General features: G+C 73.9%; 15 protein-coding genes. 9 read left to right on the top strand and 6 right to left on the bottom strand.

Going from position 1 to position 15,528, the window contains the following annotated elements:
* Nucleotide 1 precedes the first annotated feature (1 nt).
* On the bottom strand, nt 2–559 hold the full coding sequence (locus ACFRAC_RS01880; RefSeq protein WP_382919511.1) for an RNA polymerase sigma factor: 558 nt from the start codon (nt 557–559) through the stop codon (nt 2–4).
* A gap of 339 nt (nt 560–898) precedes the next feature.
* Here ACFRAC_RS01880 and ACFRAC_RS01875 point away from each other — a divergent pair, with 339 nt between their 5' ends.
* Nucleotides 899–1,915: an aspartate-semialdehyde dehydrogenase gene (locus tag ACFRAC_RS01875; protein ID WP_382919509.1), complete on the top strand. Its 1,017-nt coding sequence runs from the start codon at nt 899–901 to the stop codon at nt 1,913–1,915.
* 87 nt (nt 1,916–2,002) lie between these two features.
* Here ACFRAC_RS01875 and pepN read toward each other — a convergent pair whose 3' ends face one another.
* Complete coding sequence (pepN, locus tag ACFRAC_RS01870; protein ID WP_382919507.1) at nt 2,003–4,585, bottom strand: aminopeptidase N; 2,583 nt, start codon at nt 4,583–4,585, stop codon at nt 2,003–2,005.
* 200 nt (nt 4,586–4,785) lie between these two features.
* Here pepN and ACFRAC_RS01865 point away from each other — a divergent pair, with 200 nt between their 5' ends.
* Nucleotides 4,786–5,364, top strand: coding sequence for a TetR family transcriptional regulator (locus ACFRAC_RS01865; protein WP_382919505.1), 579 nt, complete (start codon nt 4,786–4,788; stop codon nt 5,362–5,364).
* Nucleotides 5,365–5,478: 114 nt separating this feature from the next.
* On the opposite strand, the gene ACFRAC_RS01860 is transcribed toward ACFRAC_RS01865, so the two are convergent.
* The 3 genes from ACFRAC_RS01860 to ACFRAC_RS01850 are packed head-to-tail and all read right to left on the bottom strand — an operon-like array spanning nt 5,479 to nt 8,206.
* On the bottom strand, nt 5,479–5,754 hold the full coding sequence (locus ACFRAC_RS01860; protein ID WP_382919503.1) for a hypothetical protein: 276 nt from the start codon (nt 5,752–5,754) through the stop codon (nt 5,479–5,481).
* Nucleotides 5,755–5,803: 49 nt separating this feature from the next.
* Complete coding sequence (malQ, locus tag ACFRAC_RS01855) at nt 5,804–7,945, bottom strand: 4-alpha-glucanotransferase (RefSeq protein WP_382919501.1); 2,142 nt, start codon at nt 7,943–7,945, stop codon at nt 5,804–5,806.
* On the bottom strand, nt 7,946–8,206 hold the full coding sequence (locus tag ACFRAC_RS01850; protein WP_382919499.1) for a hypothetical protein: 261 nt from the start codon (nt 8,204–8,206) through the stop codon (nt 7,946–7,948).
* Nucleotides 8,207–8,381: 175 nt separating this feature from the next.
* Here ACFRAC_RS01850 and ACFRAC_RS01845 point away from each other — a divergent pair, with 175 nt between their 5' ends.
* The 5 genes from ACFRAC_RS01845 to ACFRAC_RS01825 are packed head-to-tail and all read left to right on the top strand — an operon-like array spanning nt 8,382 to nt 12,561.
* Nucleotides 8,382–8,981: an RNA polymerase sigma factor gene (locus ACFRAC_RS01845; RefSeq protein WP_382919498.1), complete on the top strand. Its 600-nt coding sequence runs from the start codon at nt 8,382–8,384 to the stop codon at nt 8,979–8,981.
* Entirely contained in the window at nt 8,978–9,823 is an 846-nt protein-coding gene (locus tag ACFRAC_RS01840; RefSeq protein ID WP_382919496.1) for a zf-HC2 domain-containing protein, read from the top strand. The genes ACFRAC_RS01845 and ACFRAC_RS01840 overlap by 4 nt, the downstream gene beginning before the upstream one ends.
* Before the next feature lie 52 nt (nt 9,824–9,875).
* Nucleotides 9,876–10,637, top strand: coding sequence for an ABC transporter ATP-binding protein (locus tag ACFRAC_RS01835; RefSeq protein WP_382919495.1), 762 nt, complete (start codon nt 9,876–9,878; stop codon nt 10,635–10,637).
* Nucleotides 10,634–11,965, top strand: a complete 1,332-nt coding sequence (locus ACFRAC_RS01830; protein WP_382919494.1) for a hypothetical protein — start codon at nt 10,634–10,636, stop codon at nt 11,963–11,965. The genes ACFRAC_RS01835 and ACFRAC_RS01830 overlap by 4 nt, the downstream gene beginning before the upstream one ends.
* On the top strand, nt 11,962–12,561 hold the full coding sequence (locus tag ACFRAC_RS01825) for a hypothetical protein (protein WP_382919492.1): 600 nt from the start codon (nt 11,962–11,964) through the stop codon (nt 12,559–12,561). The genes ACFRAC_RS01830 and ACFRAC_RS01825 overlap by 4 nt, the downstream gene beginning before the upstream one ends.
* 49 nt (nt 12,562–12,610) lie before the next feature.
* On the opposite strand, the gene ACFRAC_RS01820 is transcribed toward ACFRAC_RS01825, so the two are convergent.
* Complete coding sequence (locus tag ACFRAC_RS01820) at nt 12,611–13,147, bottom strand: HNH endonuclease (protein WP_019760491.1); 537 nt, start codon at nt 13,145–13,147, stop codon at nt 12,611–12,613.
* A 327-nt stretch (nt 13,148–13,474) separates the two neighbouring features.
* Between ACFRAC_RS01820 and ACFRAC_RS01815 the strand changes: the two genes are divergently transcribed.
* Together ACFRAC_RS01815 and ACFRAC_RS01810 are read left to right on the top strand one after the other, a co-directional pair.
* The gene (locus ACFRAC_RS01815) at nt 13,475–14,569 is read left to right on the top strand and encodes a mechanosensitive ion channel family protein (protein WP_382919491.1); all 1,095 of its coding nucleotides are present in this window, start codon (nt 13,475–13,477) and stop codon (nt 14,567–14,569) included.
* A 351-nt stretch (nt 14,570–14,920) separates the two neighbouring features.
* Entirely contained in the window at nt 14,921–15,448 is a 528-nt protein-coding gene (locus ACFRAC_RS01810; RefSeq protein WP_382919909.1) for an MFS transporter, read from the top strand.
* Nucleotides 15,449–15,528: the final 80 nt, after the last annotated feature.

Below are 15,528 nucleotides of genomic sequence, written 5' to 3'. Positions count from 1 at the left end.
GTCACACCACCTCGTCCTCGTGCAGGCGGGCCCGCAGCGCGCGTACCGCCGTGTGCAGCCTGCTCTTGACCGTGCCCTCGGGGACGCCGAGCTCCTCGGCGATCCCGCGCACCGGCAGGTCGGCGAAGAAGCGCAGGACCACCACCTGGCGCAGGATGTCGGGCAGCTCGTCCAGGCCCCGCGCGACGGCGAGGGAGAGCAGGCTGGTCTCCTCGCCGGAGGGGTGCGCCACCGGCTGGCGCAGCGCGGCGAGCCGCTCTCCGAGGCGTTCCTGCCGCTTGCGGGCCCGGTGCCAGTCCATCGCCAGGTTGGAGGCGACGACCGCCGCCCACGCGGACACGTCACGCGGCGCCTCGTGGCCGCCGGCGGCCCGCTCCAGCAGCCGCAGACGGACCTGCTGCACCCCGTCCGGCAGGTCCGCCTGCGGCACCCCGCCCAGCGCGAGCACCGCCCGCACCCGGCGTTCCTGGGCCGCGTCCAGCGGGTCGTCCAGGACGTCCGCGTCCCGGACGGCACCGCCCCCCTGACCGCGGCGGGCCTTTCTGCGCAGCACAGCCACCCCTCCCCTCGCCCTGTGGTGCCTATGACGCCGGGAGGCACGGAAACGTTCGGTGCGGTCCCCCGTTTCCCCGGCACCGAACGGAGGCGTACGTCACACCTTCGCGTAGCGGTGGGGGCGGTGGGCAGGCGAGCTTGCGGCGCGGGGCCGCCACCGGGCCGGTTCTTCCAGCTCAGCACGGGCGTGAGCGGAACAACTTGAGCCGGGCGGCACCGTCGCGGCGTCCCATCCTGTGGGCATCGCGGGCAAAGAATTGGACAGGTCGCCCGAGGTCGGACGCATGATGGAAAGGCCTCGGCCATGCAGCAGAGACAGTCAAGCCACTCAGAAGGAGTCGCCGTGAGGGTCGGAATCGTCGGAGCCACCGGTCAGGTCGGCACGGTCATGCGCAGCATCCTCAAGGAGCGCGACTTCCCGGTCACCGAGCTGCGCCTGTTCGCCTCGGCCCGCTCGGCGGGGACGGTCCTGGACGGCGTGACGGTGGAGGACGCGGCGACGGCCGACTACTCGGGCCTGGACATCGTGCTGTTCTCGGCGGGCGGCTCGACCTCGAAGGCGCTGGCCCCGAAGGTCGCCTCCCAGGGCGCCGTGGTGATCGACAACTCCTCCGCGTGGCGCCGTGACCCCGAGGTCCCGCTGGTCGTCTCCGAGGTGAACCCGCACGCGATCGCGGACCGCCCCAAGGGCATCATCGCCAACCCGAACTGCACCACGATGGCCGCGATGCCGGTGCTGCGGCCGCTGCACGCCGAGGCGGGCCTTCAGGCGCTGGTGGTCGCCACCTACCAGGCGGTGTCCGGTTCGGGCCTCGCCGGTGTCGACGAGCTGTTCGAGCAGGTCAAGAAGGTCGGTGACGACGCGCCGAAGCTGACCCACGACGGCTCGGCGGCGGAGTTCCCCGCCCCGAACAAGTACGTGGCGCCGATCGCGTACAACGTGCTGCCGCTGGCCGGTTCGATCGTGGACGACGGGCTCAACGAGACCGACGAGGAGCAGAAGCTCCGCCACGAGTCCCGCAAGATCCTGGAGATCCCCGAGCTCAAGGTCTCCGGCACCTGTGTGCGCGTCCCGGTCTTCTCCGGCCACTCCCTGCAGGTCAACGCCCGCTTCGCCCGCCCGATCAGCGTGGAGCGCGCCAAGGAGCTGCTGGCGGGCGCGCCCGGCGTGGCCCTCACCGACGTCCCCACCCCGCTGCAGGCGGCGGGCCAGGACCCGTCGTACGTCGGCCGGATCCGTCAGGACGAGACGGTCGAGCACGGTCTCGCCCTGTTCCTGTCCAACGACAACCTGCGCAAGGGCGCCGCGCTGAACGCGGTGCAGATCGCGGAGCTGGTCGCGGCCGAGCTGAAGGCCTGACCGCCGCACCGACGCGGAGAAGGGGCGCCCACCCGAGCCGGTGGGCGCCCCTTCGTCGTCGGCGGGAGCCGTTGCTCCCCGCTCGGTCTACTCCTGCTCGGCCGCCGCGTCCGCGGCCTGGGCCCGCAGCGCCCGCTCCACGCCGGAGCGGGACTCCGAGACCAGCCGGCGCAGGGCCGCGTTGGGCTCGGCCTCCGCCAGCCACGCGTCGGTCCGGCGCAGGGTCTCCTCGGAGACCTGGAGCGCCGGGTACAGGCCGATGGCGATCTGCTGGGCGATCTCGTGCGAACGGGACTCCCAGATGTCCTTGACGACCTCGAAGTACCGCTCCGTGTACGGGGCGAGCAGCTCGCGCTGGTCGGTCTGGACGAAGCCCGCGATCACCGACTCCTGGACGGCGTTCGGGAGCTTGTCGGACTCGATGACCGACGCCCACGCCTCGGCCTTGGCCTCGGCGCTCGGACGGGCGGCACGGGCGGTCGCGGCGTGGCGCTCACCGGCGGCCGTCCGGTCCCGCTCGTACTCGGCGGCGATCTCCGACTCGTCGAAGCGGCCCACGGCGGCCAGGCGCTGCACGAACGCCCAGCGCAGCTCCGTGTCGACGGCCAGGCCCTCGACGGACTGGGAGCCGTCCAGCAGGGCCTCCAGCAGGTCCAGCTGCTCCGGCGTGCGGGCGGTGGCCGCGAACGCGCGTGCCCACGCCAGCTGGTGGTCGCCGCCCGGCTCGGCCGCGCGCAGATGGGCCAGCGTGGCGTCCGTCCAGCGGTTGAGCAGCGCCTCGCGGGCGGCAGGGGCGGCGTACAGGTCGATCGCCAGCTTCACCTGGCGCTGCAGCGACTGCACGACACCGATGTCGGACTCCTTGCCGACGCCCGACAGGACGAGGGAGAGGTAGTCGCGGGTGGCGAGCTCGCCGTCGCGGGCCATGTCCCAGGCGGAGGCCCAGCACAGGGCGCGGGCGAGCGAGGATTCGAAGTCGCCGAGGTGCTCGGTCACGAAGGCGAGGGACTGCGCGTCCAGGCGGACCTTGGCGTACGACAGGTCGTCGTCGTTGAGCAGGACGACCTGCGGGCGCGGCTTTCCGATGAGCTGCGGCACGGCGGTCAGCTCGCCGTCGACGTCCAGTTCGATGCGCTCGTCGCGGCGCACCTTCCCGGACGCCTCGTCGAGGTTGTAGAAGCCGACCGCGATGCGGTGCGGGCGCAGCGTCGGCTCGCCCTTGGCGCCCGGGGGCAGCGGCGGCGCCTCCTGGCGGATCGCGAAGGACGTGATCACACCGTTGTCGTCGGTCTCGAACTCGGGGCGCAGGATGTTGATGCCGGCTGTCTCCAGCCATGCCTTCGACCAGGTCTTCAGGTCGCGGCCGGAGGTCTCCTCCAGGGCGCCGAGCAGGTCGGAGAGGCGGGTGTTGCCGAAGGCGTGCCGCTTGAAGTACGTCTGCACGCCCCGGAAGAACTCGTCCTGCCCGACGTAGGCGACGAGCTGCTTGAGGACGGAGGCGCCCTTGGCGTAGGTGATGCCGTCGAAGTTGACGAGGACGTCGTCCAGGTCGCGGATCTCCGCCATGATCGGGTGGGTGGAGGGCAGCTGGTCCTGCCGGTACGCCCAGGTCTTCATCTGGTTGGCGAACGTCGTCCACGCGTCCGGCCAGCGGGTGCCGGGGGCGTGCGCCTGGCAGGCGACGGAGGTGTAGGTGGCGAACGACTCGTTCAGCCACAGGTCGTTCCACCACTCCATGGTGACCAGGTCGCCGAACCACATGTGGGCCAGCTCGTGCAGGATGGTCTCGGCGCGGCCCTGGTACGCCGCGTCGGTCACCTTGGAGCGGAAGACGTACTGGTCGCGGATGGTCACCGCGCCCGCGTTCTCCATGGCGCCCGCGTTGAACTCCGGGACGAAGAGCTGGTCGTACTTCTCGAACGGGTAGGCGTAGTCGAACTTCTCCTGGAACCAGTCAAAGCCCTGCCGGGTGACCTCGAAGATGGCGTCCGAGTCGAGGTACTCCGCGAGGGAGGGGCGGCAGTAGATGCCGAGCGGCACGGACTGGCCGTCCTTCTCGTACACGCTGTGCACGGAGTGGTACGGGCCGGCGATGAGTGCGGTGACGTACGTCGAGAGCCGCGGCGTCGGCGCGAAGGTCCAGACGTTGTCCTGCGGCTCGGGTGTCGGCGAGTTGGAGACGACCGTCCAGCCCTCGGGCGCCTTCACGGTGAACTGGAAGGTGGCCTTCAGGTCGGGCTGCTCGAACGACGCGTACACGCGCCGGGCGTCGGGCACCTCGAACTGGGTGTACAGGTACGCCTGCTGGTCGACGGGGTCGACGAAGCGGTGCAGGCCCTCGCCGGTGTTGGTGTACGCGCAGTCGGCGACGACACGCAGGACGTTGCGTCCCTGGAGCAGGCCCGGCAGGGTGATGCGGGAGTCCTGGAAGACCTCGCCCGGGTCGAGCTGGTCTCCGTTCAGGGTCACCTCGTGGACGGTCGGTGCCACGAGGTCGATGAAGGAGTCGGCGCCGTTCTCCGCGACATCGAAGCGCACCGTCGTGACGGACCGGTACGTGCCTCCCCCACTCTGCGCGCCGGAGAGGTCGAGATCGATCTCGTACGAGTCAACGGTCAGCAGCTTCGCCCGCTGCTGGGCCTCTTCGCGGGTCAGGTTTGTGCCAGGCACGCGGTCATCTCCTCGATATGTGTGGGTTCGGTCATCCTTCCATGGGACCTGACCGGAGCGCGATGTCCGAGCGGGGTGCCGCTGTACGAGGTGCGCAGGGGCTGAGCGGGCCGGCGCGCTCAGCCCGGGTGGGCCCCGGAGCGCCGCGGCAGGGTGGTCAACACTTGTTGGCCCATGCACGTTGGCCTACGGTTGTTGATATGGACCAGAGCACGTCCCGGCCCCCTCGCCGCTCCGACGCGACCCGCACGGCGATCCTCGAGGCGGCCCGCGAGCGCTTCGCCGCCGACGGCTACGACCGCGCCACCATCCGCGCCATCGCCCGCGACGCGAACATCGACCCGTCGATGGTGATGCGCTACTACGGCAACAAGGAGGGCCTGTTCGCGGCGGCTGTGGCGATCGACCTGGAGCTGCCGGACCCGGCGTCCGTCAGCCGCGACACGGCCGGACAGGCGCTGGTGACCCACTTCCTGACGATGTGGGAGAAGAACGAGGTGCTCACGGCCCTGCTGCGGGTCGGCGCGACCAACGAGGCCGGGGCCGAGCGCATGCGGGGCATCTTCGCGGACCAGCTGCTGCCGCTGGCTCTGCGGGTGTGCCCCGATCCGGAGCAGGCCCCGGCACGGGCCGCGCTGGCGTCCTCACAGCTGCTGGGCCTCGCGCTCACCCGGTATGTGCTGCGCTTCCCGCCCGCGGTGGCGCTGTCCCCCGAGGAGATCGTGGCGTGGCTGGCGCCGGCGGTGCAGCGGTATCTGACCGCGCCGCACCCGGCGTGAGCGCGACCGGCGGCGCACGCGTGAGGGCGCCGGCCCCGGCCGGTGCACGCCCTCGCGCACCCGGAACGGGCCCGGCGCCCTCGACAGCGCGCGGCGGACTCGGAAGAGCTCGCGTCAGGCCGTCGCGTCGGCCTCGGTGGTGATGTTGGAGCTGGTCGGGTCCTTCTTCTTGTGCGACTTGTCCAGCACCATGACCAGGCCCGCGATGACCGCGAAGATCGCGATCGGGGCGATCACGTACAGGGCCAGCGTCTCGATGACGCTCAGGCCCTGACCGGGGTCGTCGCCGTCGTCACGCGTGAGCGCGAGGGCGGGGGACGACATCAGCAGCATCATCAGCGTCGTACCGGAGGCCAGGGCGCCGGCGCGCAGGGCGTTCTTGTTGTCCACGGGCCCAAAAGTACCGAACGCCGCCGGGGCGCGCGCGTCCGGGGGTGCGTCAGGGGCGGCCGGCGTCGTGCGGCGGACCGGACCGGGTCGTGTCCTCGCGGAGCACCTCCAGCAGCGCGCGGACCCGGGGCGAGGCCGTCAGCTCCTCCAGGGTGACCGGCCGGCCGGCCGCGTCGGCGACGGGCAGGCGCCAGTTGGGGTACTCGTCCCAGGTCCCCGGCAGGTTCTGCGGGCGGCGGTCGCCCACGCCGTCCGGCAGCCAGACGCCGACCATCCGCGCCGGGGTGCGCAGCAGGAAGCGGTGCACGGCGCGGATGCCGGCCTCCTCACCGTCCTCATCCCCCTCGCCGTCCGTCAGCCCGAGCCGGGACAGCAGTGCCAGCCACTCGGCGGCGTCGGCCGCCGCCTCCGCGCGCTCCTCCTCCAGCGGGCGGGTCGACAGGCCGAGCCGGTCGCGCAGTTCGACGTGCTCGCCGGTGAGGCGGGCCGCGGTGGGCGGCAGGTCGTGGGTGGTGGCGGTGGCCAGGCAGTCGGCGCGCCAGGACCCGGGCGGCAGCGGGCGGCCGTCGCCCTCCCAGTCCCGCTCGAACCACAGCACGGAGGTGCCGAGCACCCCGCGCGCCCGCAGCCGCTCCCGTACGCCGGGTTCCACCGTGCCGAGATCCTCGCCGATCACCACGGCTCCGGCGCGGGACGCCTCCAGCACCAGGACGGCGAGCATGGCCTCGGCGTCGTAGCGGACGTACGTCCCCTCGGTCGGCGGCTCTCCCTCGGGCACCCACCACAGCCGGAACAGCCCCATGACGTGGTCGATGCGCAGGGCGCCCGCGTAGCCGAACAGGCCGCGCAGCAGCATCCGGTAGGGCTCGTAGCCCGACTCGGCCAGCCGGTCCGGGCGCCAGGGCGGCAGCCCCCAGTCCTGGCCGCGCGCGTTGAAGGCGTCCGGGGGCGCTCCGACCGACATCCCGGCGGCGAAGTACTCCTGCTGGGCCCAGGCGTCCGCGCCGTCCGGGTGCACCCCGACGGCCAGGTCGTGGACGACGCCGACGGCCATCCCCGCCTCCCGCGCGGTCCGCTGGGCGGCGGTCAGCTGGGTGTCGGTGAGCCAGGCGAGCCGGCGGTGGAAGTCGACGCGGACGGCCAGTTCGCGCCGGGCGCGGGCGGTCTCGGCGGACCTGGGGTCGCGCAGGCCGGACGGCCAGCGCCGCCAGCGCGTGCCGTGCGCCTCGGCCAGCGCGCACCAGGTGGCGTGGTCCTCCAGCGCCTGCCCCTCGCGGGCGAGGAAGGCGGCGTACGCGTCCTGCCGGCCGGGGTCGAGCGGCACCTGCAGGACCAGTTCCAGCGCCTCGCGCTTGGCCTCCCAGACCGCGTCCCGGTCGATCAGCGCGCCCTTCTCCAGCACCCCCTCGCGCAGCCGGGCGGCCCGTTCCAGCAGGGCGTCCACCCGGGCCCGGTCCTCGACCCGGGCGAACTCGGGGACGTCCTCGACGCGCAGATGGACCGGGTCGGGGAAGCGCCGGGAGGAGGGCCGGTAGGGGGACGGGTCGGTGGGCGGTCCCGGCACGGCCGCGTGCAGCGGGTTGACCTGGACGAAGCCGGCGCCAAGCGAGCGTCCGGCCCAGTCGGCGAGGGCGGCGAGGTCGCCGAGGTCGCCCATGCCCCAGGAGCGGCGGGACAGCAGGGAGTAGAGCTGGACGAGGAGTCCGTACGTTCGTCCGGGGGGTGCGGGCAGCCGGGGCGGGGCGACGACGAGGTGACTGTGGGCGGTGCGGCCGTCCGGCGCGGCCGCGGTCAGCCGGTGCACGCCGGGCGGGAGCCGGGCGGTGTCGCCGTGGGTCTCGCCCTGTTCGGTGGTGACGGTCAGCCGGGTGCCGGGCGGCAGCGCGTCGAGGGCGCGCGGTGCGGTGCCGCTCCAGCAGACCACCGTCGGGGGCAGCAGGCGCTCACGCAGGGCGCGTTCGCGGGCGTGGAGGGCCGCGGCGACGGCGGCGGGGGTGCTCGTGTCGACGCCGAGGGCAGTCAGCGTACGGGTGAGGGCGGTGGCGGGGGCCGCGACGGTGAGGTCGGGGGACGGTCGGTAGGAGGGGGCGACGCCGTGCAGTTCGGCGAGCCGGGACAGATCGTCGGAGGGCGGGTCCTGAGGCTGTCCGGACCCTTCGGCGGGGATGTCGGCCGACCGCGTCTGTGTCATCTACGGCCTCGGGGCGCTCATGTCCATGTCCATACCGGTGTCCATACCCGGATCGACCTCCATGTCCCAGTAGGCGGCCTCACTCGTCAGCGGCACCGCGTCGGCGAGCGGCGGCTCGCTGGTGAGGGGTTCGGCGTCGGGGAGCGGGGGTTCGCTGGTGAGGGGGGTCGCGGCGCAGGCGCCCTCGGCGCTGAAGACACAGGCGTGCGTCTCGGGCGCGAAGGGCGCCTCAGGTTTGGACAGGGCCGGTGCGGTGGGCACGGGGCCTCCTGGGGTCTCGGTACGACGGCGGGTCACCGCAGCCCTACCCAGCGGGCGCGGCGGCAGACGTACTCAGCGGAACAACGTGGCCTGGGTCACACCCCGTTCCGTCGCCCCACCGCGAACCGCCGCCGCCAGGGCCGTCGATAGACGGGGTGTGAGACTGTTCCGCCCCATGGGGGGCCATCGGGAGAAGGACGAGGGGGACGGGGCCCTCCTGCGTGCCGTCGCGGCCGGGGACCCGGCGGCGTTGGCCGCCCTGTACGACCGGCACGCGGGTTGGCTGCACGCCCGCCTCACCCGGCGCTGCGCGGACCCCGAGGTGGTGCGCGAGGTGCTCCAGGACACCTTCGTCACCGTGTGGCGGTCGGCCGGGGCGCACCGGGGCGAGGAGGCGGGCGGCTGGCTGTGGACGATCGCGGCACGCCGGCTGATCGACGCGCGCCGGGCGCAGGAGCGGGCCGGGCGGCTGGAGACCACGCCGCTCGACACGGCCCCGGCCGGCACCGGACCGGCCCCGTCAGCGCCCTCCGCGGAGGAGAGGGTGCTGACGGGGCTGGAGTACGGCGACGTCGGCACCGCCCTGACCCGGATCTCCCCGGAGCTGCGGGAGGTGCTGCGCGCCACGGTGGTGGACGGGCTGACCACCCGTGAGACCGCCCGGCTGCTCGGCATCCCCGAGGGCACCGTCAAGTCCCGGGGGACCCGCGCCCGCGCCGAACTGCGCGCCGCGCTCGCCCAGTTGACCCCGTCCCCGATGGGAGGCCCGGCATGACCGGCTGGCACGCACCCGACCACCTGATCGCGGGCTACGCCGACGGCTCCCTGCCCGACGCCGACGCCTGGTCCCTGGAGAAGCACCTGGAGTCCTGCGCCTCCTGCGCGGGCCGGGTGTCCGGGGCGGTCCGGGCCACGCAGGCGGGGCCGGTGCTGGCGGAGGTGCGGGACACCGTCCTGGAGGCCGCGAGGCCGGCACCGGTGAAGGCGCCGCTGCGCACCCCCCGTCTCCTCTGGGCCACCGCCCCCGCCGTGCGCGGTGCCTGGCTGCCCGCCGTCCTGCTCGTGGCGTTCGGCGCGGTGGTGCTCGCCCACGTCGCCGACTTCACGGGGGCCCGCCCCCTACTGCTGGCCGTCGCGCCGGTGGTGCCGGTCGCCGGGGTGGCCCTGTCGTACGGCCGCCACGCCGACCCGCTGCACGAGCTGGCCGCGTCCACCCCGTCGGCGGGGCTGCGGCTGGCGCTGGTGCGCACCGCGGTGGTCCTGGCGGTGAGCCTGCCGCTGCTGACCCTCACCGGTGTCGTCCTGCCGTCCTCGGGCGCGCCGGGAGCCGCCGCCTGGCTGCTGCCCGGACTCACGCTGACGCTGGCCGCGCTCGCCCTCGGCGGCTGGCTGGGGCTGCGCACGGCGACCGCGGTGACCGGGGGCGGCTGGCTGTGCGCCGTCCTGGCACCGGTGCTGGCGACCCCCGACGGCGCGGTCTCCCGGCATCTGTCGGACCAGCTCTCCCTCTATGTCGGCGGCGCCGCCGCGCAGGGCGGCTGGGCGGCGGCCGCGGCGTCGTGCGCGGCCCTGCTGGCGGCCCGGCGCACGGCGTACGACCGCCTCGAACGGCACTGAACACCGCCTCGAACGCCACTGAACCACGTCATCTCTAGGCTCTGGAGCCTCCTTGACCACCATTCAGGTGGCCGGACTGCATGTCCGGCACCGCAAGACCGTCGCCCTCGACTCCCTCGACCTCTCCTTCGGCCGGGGCGTGCACGGGCTGCTCGGCCCGAACGGCGCGGGCAAGACCTCGCTGATCCGCGTGCTCGCCACGGTCGCCGCCCCGACCGGCGGCCGGGTGCGCATGCTCGGCGAGGACGTCGCCGACCCGCGCGGACGCACCGAGGTCCGCCGCAGGCTCGGCTATCTGCCGCAGGAGTTCGGCCACTACCCGGGCTTCACCGTGCGCGAGTTCGTCGCCTACATGGCCTGGCTGAAGGACATGCCGGCCGCGGACACCCCGGCCGCCGTGGAGCGTGCCGTGGCCCGGGTGGGGCTGGCCGACCGGATCGACGCGAGGATCCGGACGCTGTCCGGCGGCATGGTCCGCCGCGTCGGCATCGCCCAGGCCATCGTCAACGACCCGGCGGTACTGCTGCTGGACGAGCCGACGGCGGGCCTGGACCCGGAGCAGCGCGTGGAGTTCCGCGAGCTGCTGCGCGAACTCGGCGCCGACGCCACGGTCCTGGTCTCCACGCACCTGGTGGAGGACGTGGCCGCGGCCTGCACGGAGGTCACGCTCATCGCCGGGGGCCGGCTCGCCTACCGCGGCACCCCCGAGGCGCTGACCGCCCTCGGCGCCGTCGCGGACGGTGTCGGCGACCACCCCATCGAGCGCGGCTACACGGCGGCCCTGCGCGCCCACCGGGAGGTGGCGGCCCGATGACGCTGCTCATGGAGAGGAAGCCCCCGGCGGCCGCAGGGGCCGCTCCCCTGCGACCGGAGTTCCGGCGCGGGTTCGCCCCGCTCGCCGGTGCCGCCGTGCTGCTCACGCTGGTCGTCGCCCTCGCCGTACCGGCCGAGAGCTGGCAGGGCGGGTGGGCCGAGACCCGGGACCGTACGCACACGGCCGCGGTCCTGCTCGGCATCCCGCTGGCGCTGGCCGCGGGCTGCTGGCAGGGCGGGCGGGAGCGCCGGCGCGGTACCGGCGATCTGCTGGAGACCGCCGTACGCGGTGCGCTGCCCCGCTTCCTCGCGTCGGCGGTGCCGGTCGCCCTCTGGGTGGCCGTGGGGCACCTCGTCGCCGCCGGGTGCGCGCTGCTGGCCACCTGGTACTGCGCCACCGGGGACAGCCCGTACCTGGTCGTCCCCCTCACCGACTCGCTCCTCGTCGGCATGGCGGCGCTCGCGGGCCAGGTGGTGGGCCGGGCCGTGCCCTGGCGGCTGGCGGCCCCGGTGCTGGCGACGGCCGGGTACGCCGTGCTCGGCTTCCTCTCCTACGACCACGGCAACGCCCTGTCCGGTCTGTCCCCGCTGATCGACACCTCCGACCACCGGATGCCGGTGTGGTGGCAGCCGTGGGTGTCGGTGGTGTGGGTGGGCGGGCTCGCCGCCGCCGCGGTGCTGGCCCTCACCGCCCGCCGCCCGGTCACGGCCCTGGTGCCGCTGGCCTGCGCGACGGCCGCCGCGGTGGCCCTGGTCCAGGCCGGCGGACTGACCCGCCCCAACCCGGTCGCCCAGCGCCAGGTCTGCGACACCTCCACGACCCCGCAGGTGTGTGTGAACACGCGGTACGAGAAGCTGCTGCCGCAGATCACCGAGGCCCTGTCCGGTCTGACGGGCCGGCTGGAGGGCGTGGACAACGTCCCCGTCCGCTTCGAGGACCGCGTGGGCCGCTCGCGCGCCGACGAGGCCGAGCTCCCGATGGTCACCCCGCTCGGCTGGTCGGTCGTCCGCGGGAAGCTCACCGAGCCCGAGCGGTACGCGTGGGAGGCGGGGATGGCTCTCGTCGGCCGCGAGGAATGCGACCACACGGACCCCGTCGTCGCCCGCGCGGACGCCGCCGTGGAGCACTACCTGGCCCCGAGCCCCACGGAGAAGCTCTTCGACGACCTGGACGCCCGGGGCTCCGCGACCGACCGCGCCGAGCTGAAGGCCCGGCAGCAGGCCCGGGCCCGGCTGCTGGGGATGGCGGAGGACGAGCGCCGGGCGTGGCTCTCGGAGTACTTCGCGACGGCGAAGAACTGCGACCGGAACGGAGTGCCGACGCTGTGACCAGCACCGGAATCGTCCTGTACGCCCGCTCCCGGGCCCTTGCGCAGACGGTCGCCGCGCTCGCCGCGACCGCTGTGCTGGCGGTCTGGGCGGCCCACTCCCTGGACTCCTACCTCGACCCGGAGCGCAGGGTCCCGGTGGTGGCCCTGGGCCCGCTGGTGGCCGCGGCGGCCATCGGCACCAGTCTGCACTCCGCCTCCGAGGAGCTGGACCGCACGGCGGTGCGCCCCTGGTGGCGCCGCCGGCTGACCCATCTGCTGTGCCTGACGGCACTGGCCGCCGCGCTGCTCCCCCTGGCGGTCCTGTCCAGCGCGCAGACCTTCGGCCCGCCCGCCATGGTCCGCAACGTCCTGGGCTGCACCGGCCTGACGGCGGGCGCGGCGGTGGTCCTGGGCGCGCGGCTGAGCTGGCTGCCGGTGTTCGGCTACGTCAGCGCGATGTACATGGGTGTCTCGGGCCTGCGGGGCATCTCACTGCCCGCCTGGGCATGGCTTTTGGAGCCGGGTACCGGCGGCGCCGCGTGGGCGACGGCCGCGGCGCTGTTCGTCGTCGGGGGCGGCTCGTACGCGGTGAAGGGGGCGCGCGGAACTCCCTGAGGAGGGAGCCGCGCCCCCGTGCGCCCGGCATACGCGAAGGCCCGGAACCTCAGGCAGAAATGCCGTCGATCCGGGCCAAGGCGTCATCCGCCCCATACGGTTGCAAGTACGGCAACCAACGCGGGTCACGATGCCCGGTGCCGATGATGCGCCAGGCCAGACCGGTCGGCGGAGCCGGTTTGTGGCGCAGCCGCCAGCCGATCTCGAACAGGTGGCGGTCGGCTTTCACGTGGTTGCAGCGGCGGCAGGACGCCACCACGTTGTCCCAGACGTGCTTGCCCCCGCGGCTGCGCGGGATGACGTGGTCGACGCTGGTTGCGACGCCACCGCAGTACATGCACCGGCCCCCGTCGCGCGCGAAGAGCGCCCTGCGGGTGAGAGGAACGGGCCCCCGGTAGGGGACGCGCACGAATCGCTTGAGCCGGACCACGCTGGGTGCGGGGACGGTGACGGTTGCGCTGTGCAGATAGGCGCCGGACTCCTCGAGGCATACTGCCTTGTTCTCGAGGACGAGGACGAGCGCGCGGCGGAGCGGTACGACGCCGAGCGGCTCGTACGACGCGTTGAGGACCAGGACATGCGGCACGGATGCCTCCTTGGGCGTCGGCGGCGCGTGGCTCGCGCCGGGACGATCTGTAGTCAGTTTCCCCTCATGCCTGGTGATGGCGCCACCATGTCCCGGTAACGGCCTGGGAGTGTTTTCGACCACATCCGATGCCTCCCCAGAGTGACGAACGGTTCATCCCACCAGTTCATCCCCACGTGAGCGCCGCCCCTCCCCCGAACATGGGGACGATGTGCACCCGATGCCCCGATAGTGTGGTGGGCCTGCCCCGCCGGTGACCTTTTCGTGACCTTGGCCGACCTTGACCACCTGCCGGCGGGGCGGGCCGCTGCACTGGAGGTACCCGCTGTGTCCCTGCCCGCCTTCCTGCCGGCCGCCGACGTGACGCCGTCGCCGGTCCCCTCGGAAACGACGACCCCGGCGGTCCCCTCGATCCGGGACGCCCACGAGAGCGCGGCCGAGGCCGCCAGCTGGGTCGAGCAGAACTGGTCGACCTGGCTGGCGATCGGTCTGCGGGTCCTGCTGATCCTGGTGATCGCGGCGGTGCTCAGAGTGGCCGTCCGCCGCGCGATCACCAAGCTCATCGACCGGATGGGCCGCACCGGGCAGACGGTGGACGGCACGGCACTGGGCGGTCTGCTGGTCAACGTCGAGCGCCGCCGGCAGCGCTCGCAGGCGATCGGCTCGGTGCTGCGCTCGGTGGCCAGCTTCCTGATCATGGGCACGGCCGCCCTGATGGTCCTGGGCACCTTCGAGATCAACCTGGCCCCGCTGCTGGCGTCCGCCGGTGTCGCGGGCGTGGCGATCGGTTTCGGCGCCCGCAACCTGGTCACCGACTTCCTGTCCGGCGTCTTCATGATCCTGGAGGACCAGTACGGCGTGGGCGACACGATCGACGCGGGCGTCGCCTCCGGTGAGGTCATCGAGGTCGGGCTGCGCGTGACGAAGCTGCGCGGTGAGGGCGGCGAGATCTGGTACGTCCGCAACGGCGAGGTCAAGCGCATCGGCAACCTGTCGCAGGGCTGGTCGATGGCCGGGGTCGACGTCACGGTCCGCGCCGAGGAGGACCTCGACAAGATCAAGGCCACCCTCGACGAGGTCGCCGAGAAGATGACGAAGGAGGAGCCGTGGAACGAGCTCCTCTGGGGGCCGATCGAGGTGCTGGGCCTGGACAGCCTCCTGCTGGACTCGATGGTGGTGCGGCTGTCCGCGAAGACCATGCCGGGCAAGTCACTGACGGTGGAGCGCGAGCTGCGCTGGCGGGTCAAGCGCGCCTTCGACGCCGCCGACATCCCGATCATCGGCCGGCCGGCGGCGGCCCCGGACGGGGCGCCCGCCGACGACGCCACCGCCGCGGTGGCGGCTCCCTCCGCCTACGCCAACGCCGCCTCGCCGCAGTCCCAGGCGGCCACGCCGCTCACGCCGCCCAACGTGACGAAGTAGCGTCTCGCGGACCGGGGCGCGTCCCCCGGGCCGGCCGCGGCGGGCGTCCCGGCGCGGTGGCTGCGCGGATGCCGGCCGATTCCCGGCGTGCGGGCCGACGCGTACCGCCCGGCCCGGCAGGACGTCGAGACGTCGAGTCGGCGCTGACCCCGTGAGCTGGAGGTGCTCGAGGCTCGGCCTGCGCGACCGGGTGCGGGCCGTCGCCTCGTCCACCGGGCCGGTGCCCGGCCCGCCCTGACCCGCCGGTTCGCCCCGGCGGCGCGGACTGGCTTGGATGCCGGGGGCGGCGGACGGTGGGCAGGGGCGGTGGAGGCGGTGGGCGAGCGGTCCCTGGGGCGGCGCTTCGGCTGACTGTGGGCCGCGTACGCGGTGAGCACGTTCGGCACGCGGCTCGCCTTCGCCGTGCCGTGCCTGGGCGGTCTGCTGGGTTCCCGGCTGTCCCGGCGGCTGGTCGCCCGGCACGGGCAGCGCCGGGTGCTGCTGGTGGCCGGCACGCTGCGGGCCTGCTGGTCGGTCGGGCTGGCCTTCGTGGGGCCGGGCACGGCGGGCCTGGTGCTGGTGATGGCCGTGGAGTTCGGCCTGATCACCTGCTCCGCGGTGTTCACCCCGGTGCTCGCCACCCGGCGCCTGGAGGGGACCCCGCCGGACCGGGTGACCCGCAGCCTGACGGCGTGGTCGATCACGAGCAGGACGGTGACGGCCGCGATGACCGCGCTGTGGGGCGTGCTGGCGATGCTGACGGGCCCCCGGGCCGCGATCGCGCTGGCCGGTGTCCTGCTGCTGGCGACGCCGCTGCTGCTGCCCTGGCGCGAGCGGAGGCGGGCGCCGCGTCCCGGTGCTCCGGCCCCCGGCGCGCCGCGGCCCGACCTCCCCAGGTGACGAGCGGGTTTCACCGGACGGAATCCCTTGACTCCGCCTTCCCCACCGGCCTAGTTTCCTCCGCAGGGAATAGGAAACTT

This window comes from Streptomyces sp. NPDC056628 (genome assembly GCF_042792555.1).
Lineage (GTDB): Bacteria > Actinomycetota > Actinomycetes > Streptomycetales > Streptomycetaceae > Streptomyces.
Note: the sequence above shows the minus strand (reverse complement) of the source record. Positions and strands in the feature narration are given on the sequence as shown.

What these genes read in the sequence shown, in the direction of transcription:
- ACFRAC_RS01845 (WP_382919498.1), top strand. Translation starts at nt 8,382, where the DNA reads ATGGGGGGCCATCGGGAGAAGGACGAGGGGGACGGGGCCCTCCTGCGT.
- malQ (WP_382919501.1), bottom strand. Translation starts at nt 7,945, where the DNA reads ATGACACAGACGCGGTCGGCCGACATCCCCGCCGAAGGGTCCGGACAG.
- ACFRAC_RS01830 (WP_382919494.1), top strand. Translation starts at nt 10,634, where the DNA reads ATGACGCTGCTCATGGAGAGGAAGCCCCCGGCGGCCGCAGGGGCCGCT.
- ACFRAC_RS01865 (WP_382919505.1), top strand. Translation starts at nt 4,786, where the DNA reads ATGGACCAGAGCACGTCCCGGCCCCCTCGCCGCTCCGACGCGACCCGC.
- ACFRAC_RS01840 (WP_382919496.1), top strand. Translation starts at nt 8,978, where the DNA reads ATGACCGGCTGGCACGCACCCGACCACCTGATCGCGGGCTACGCCGAC.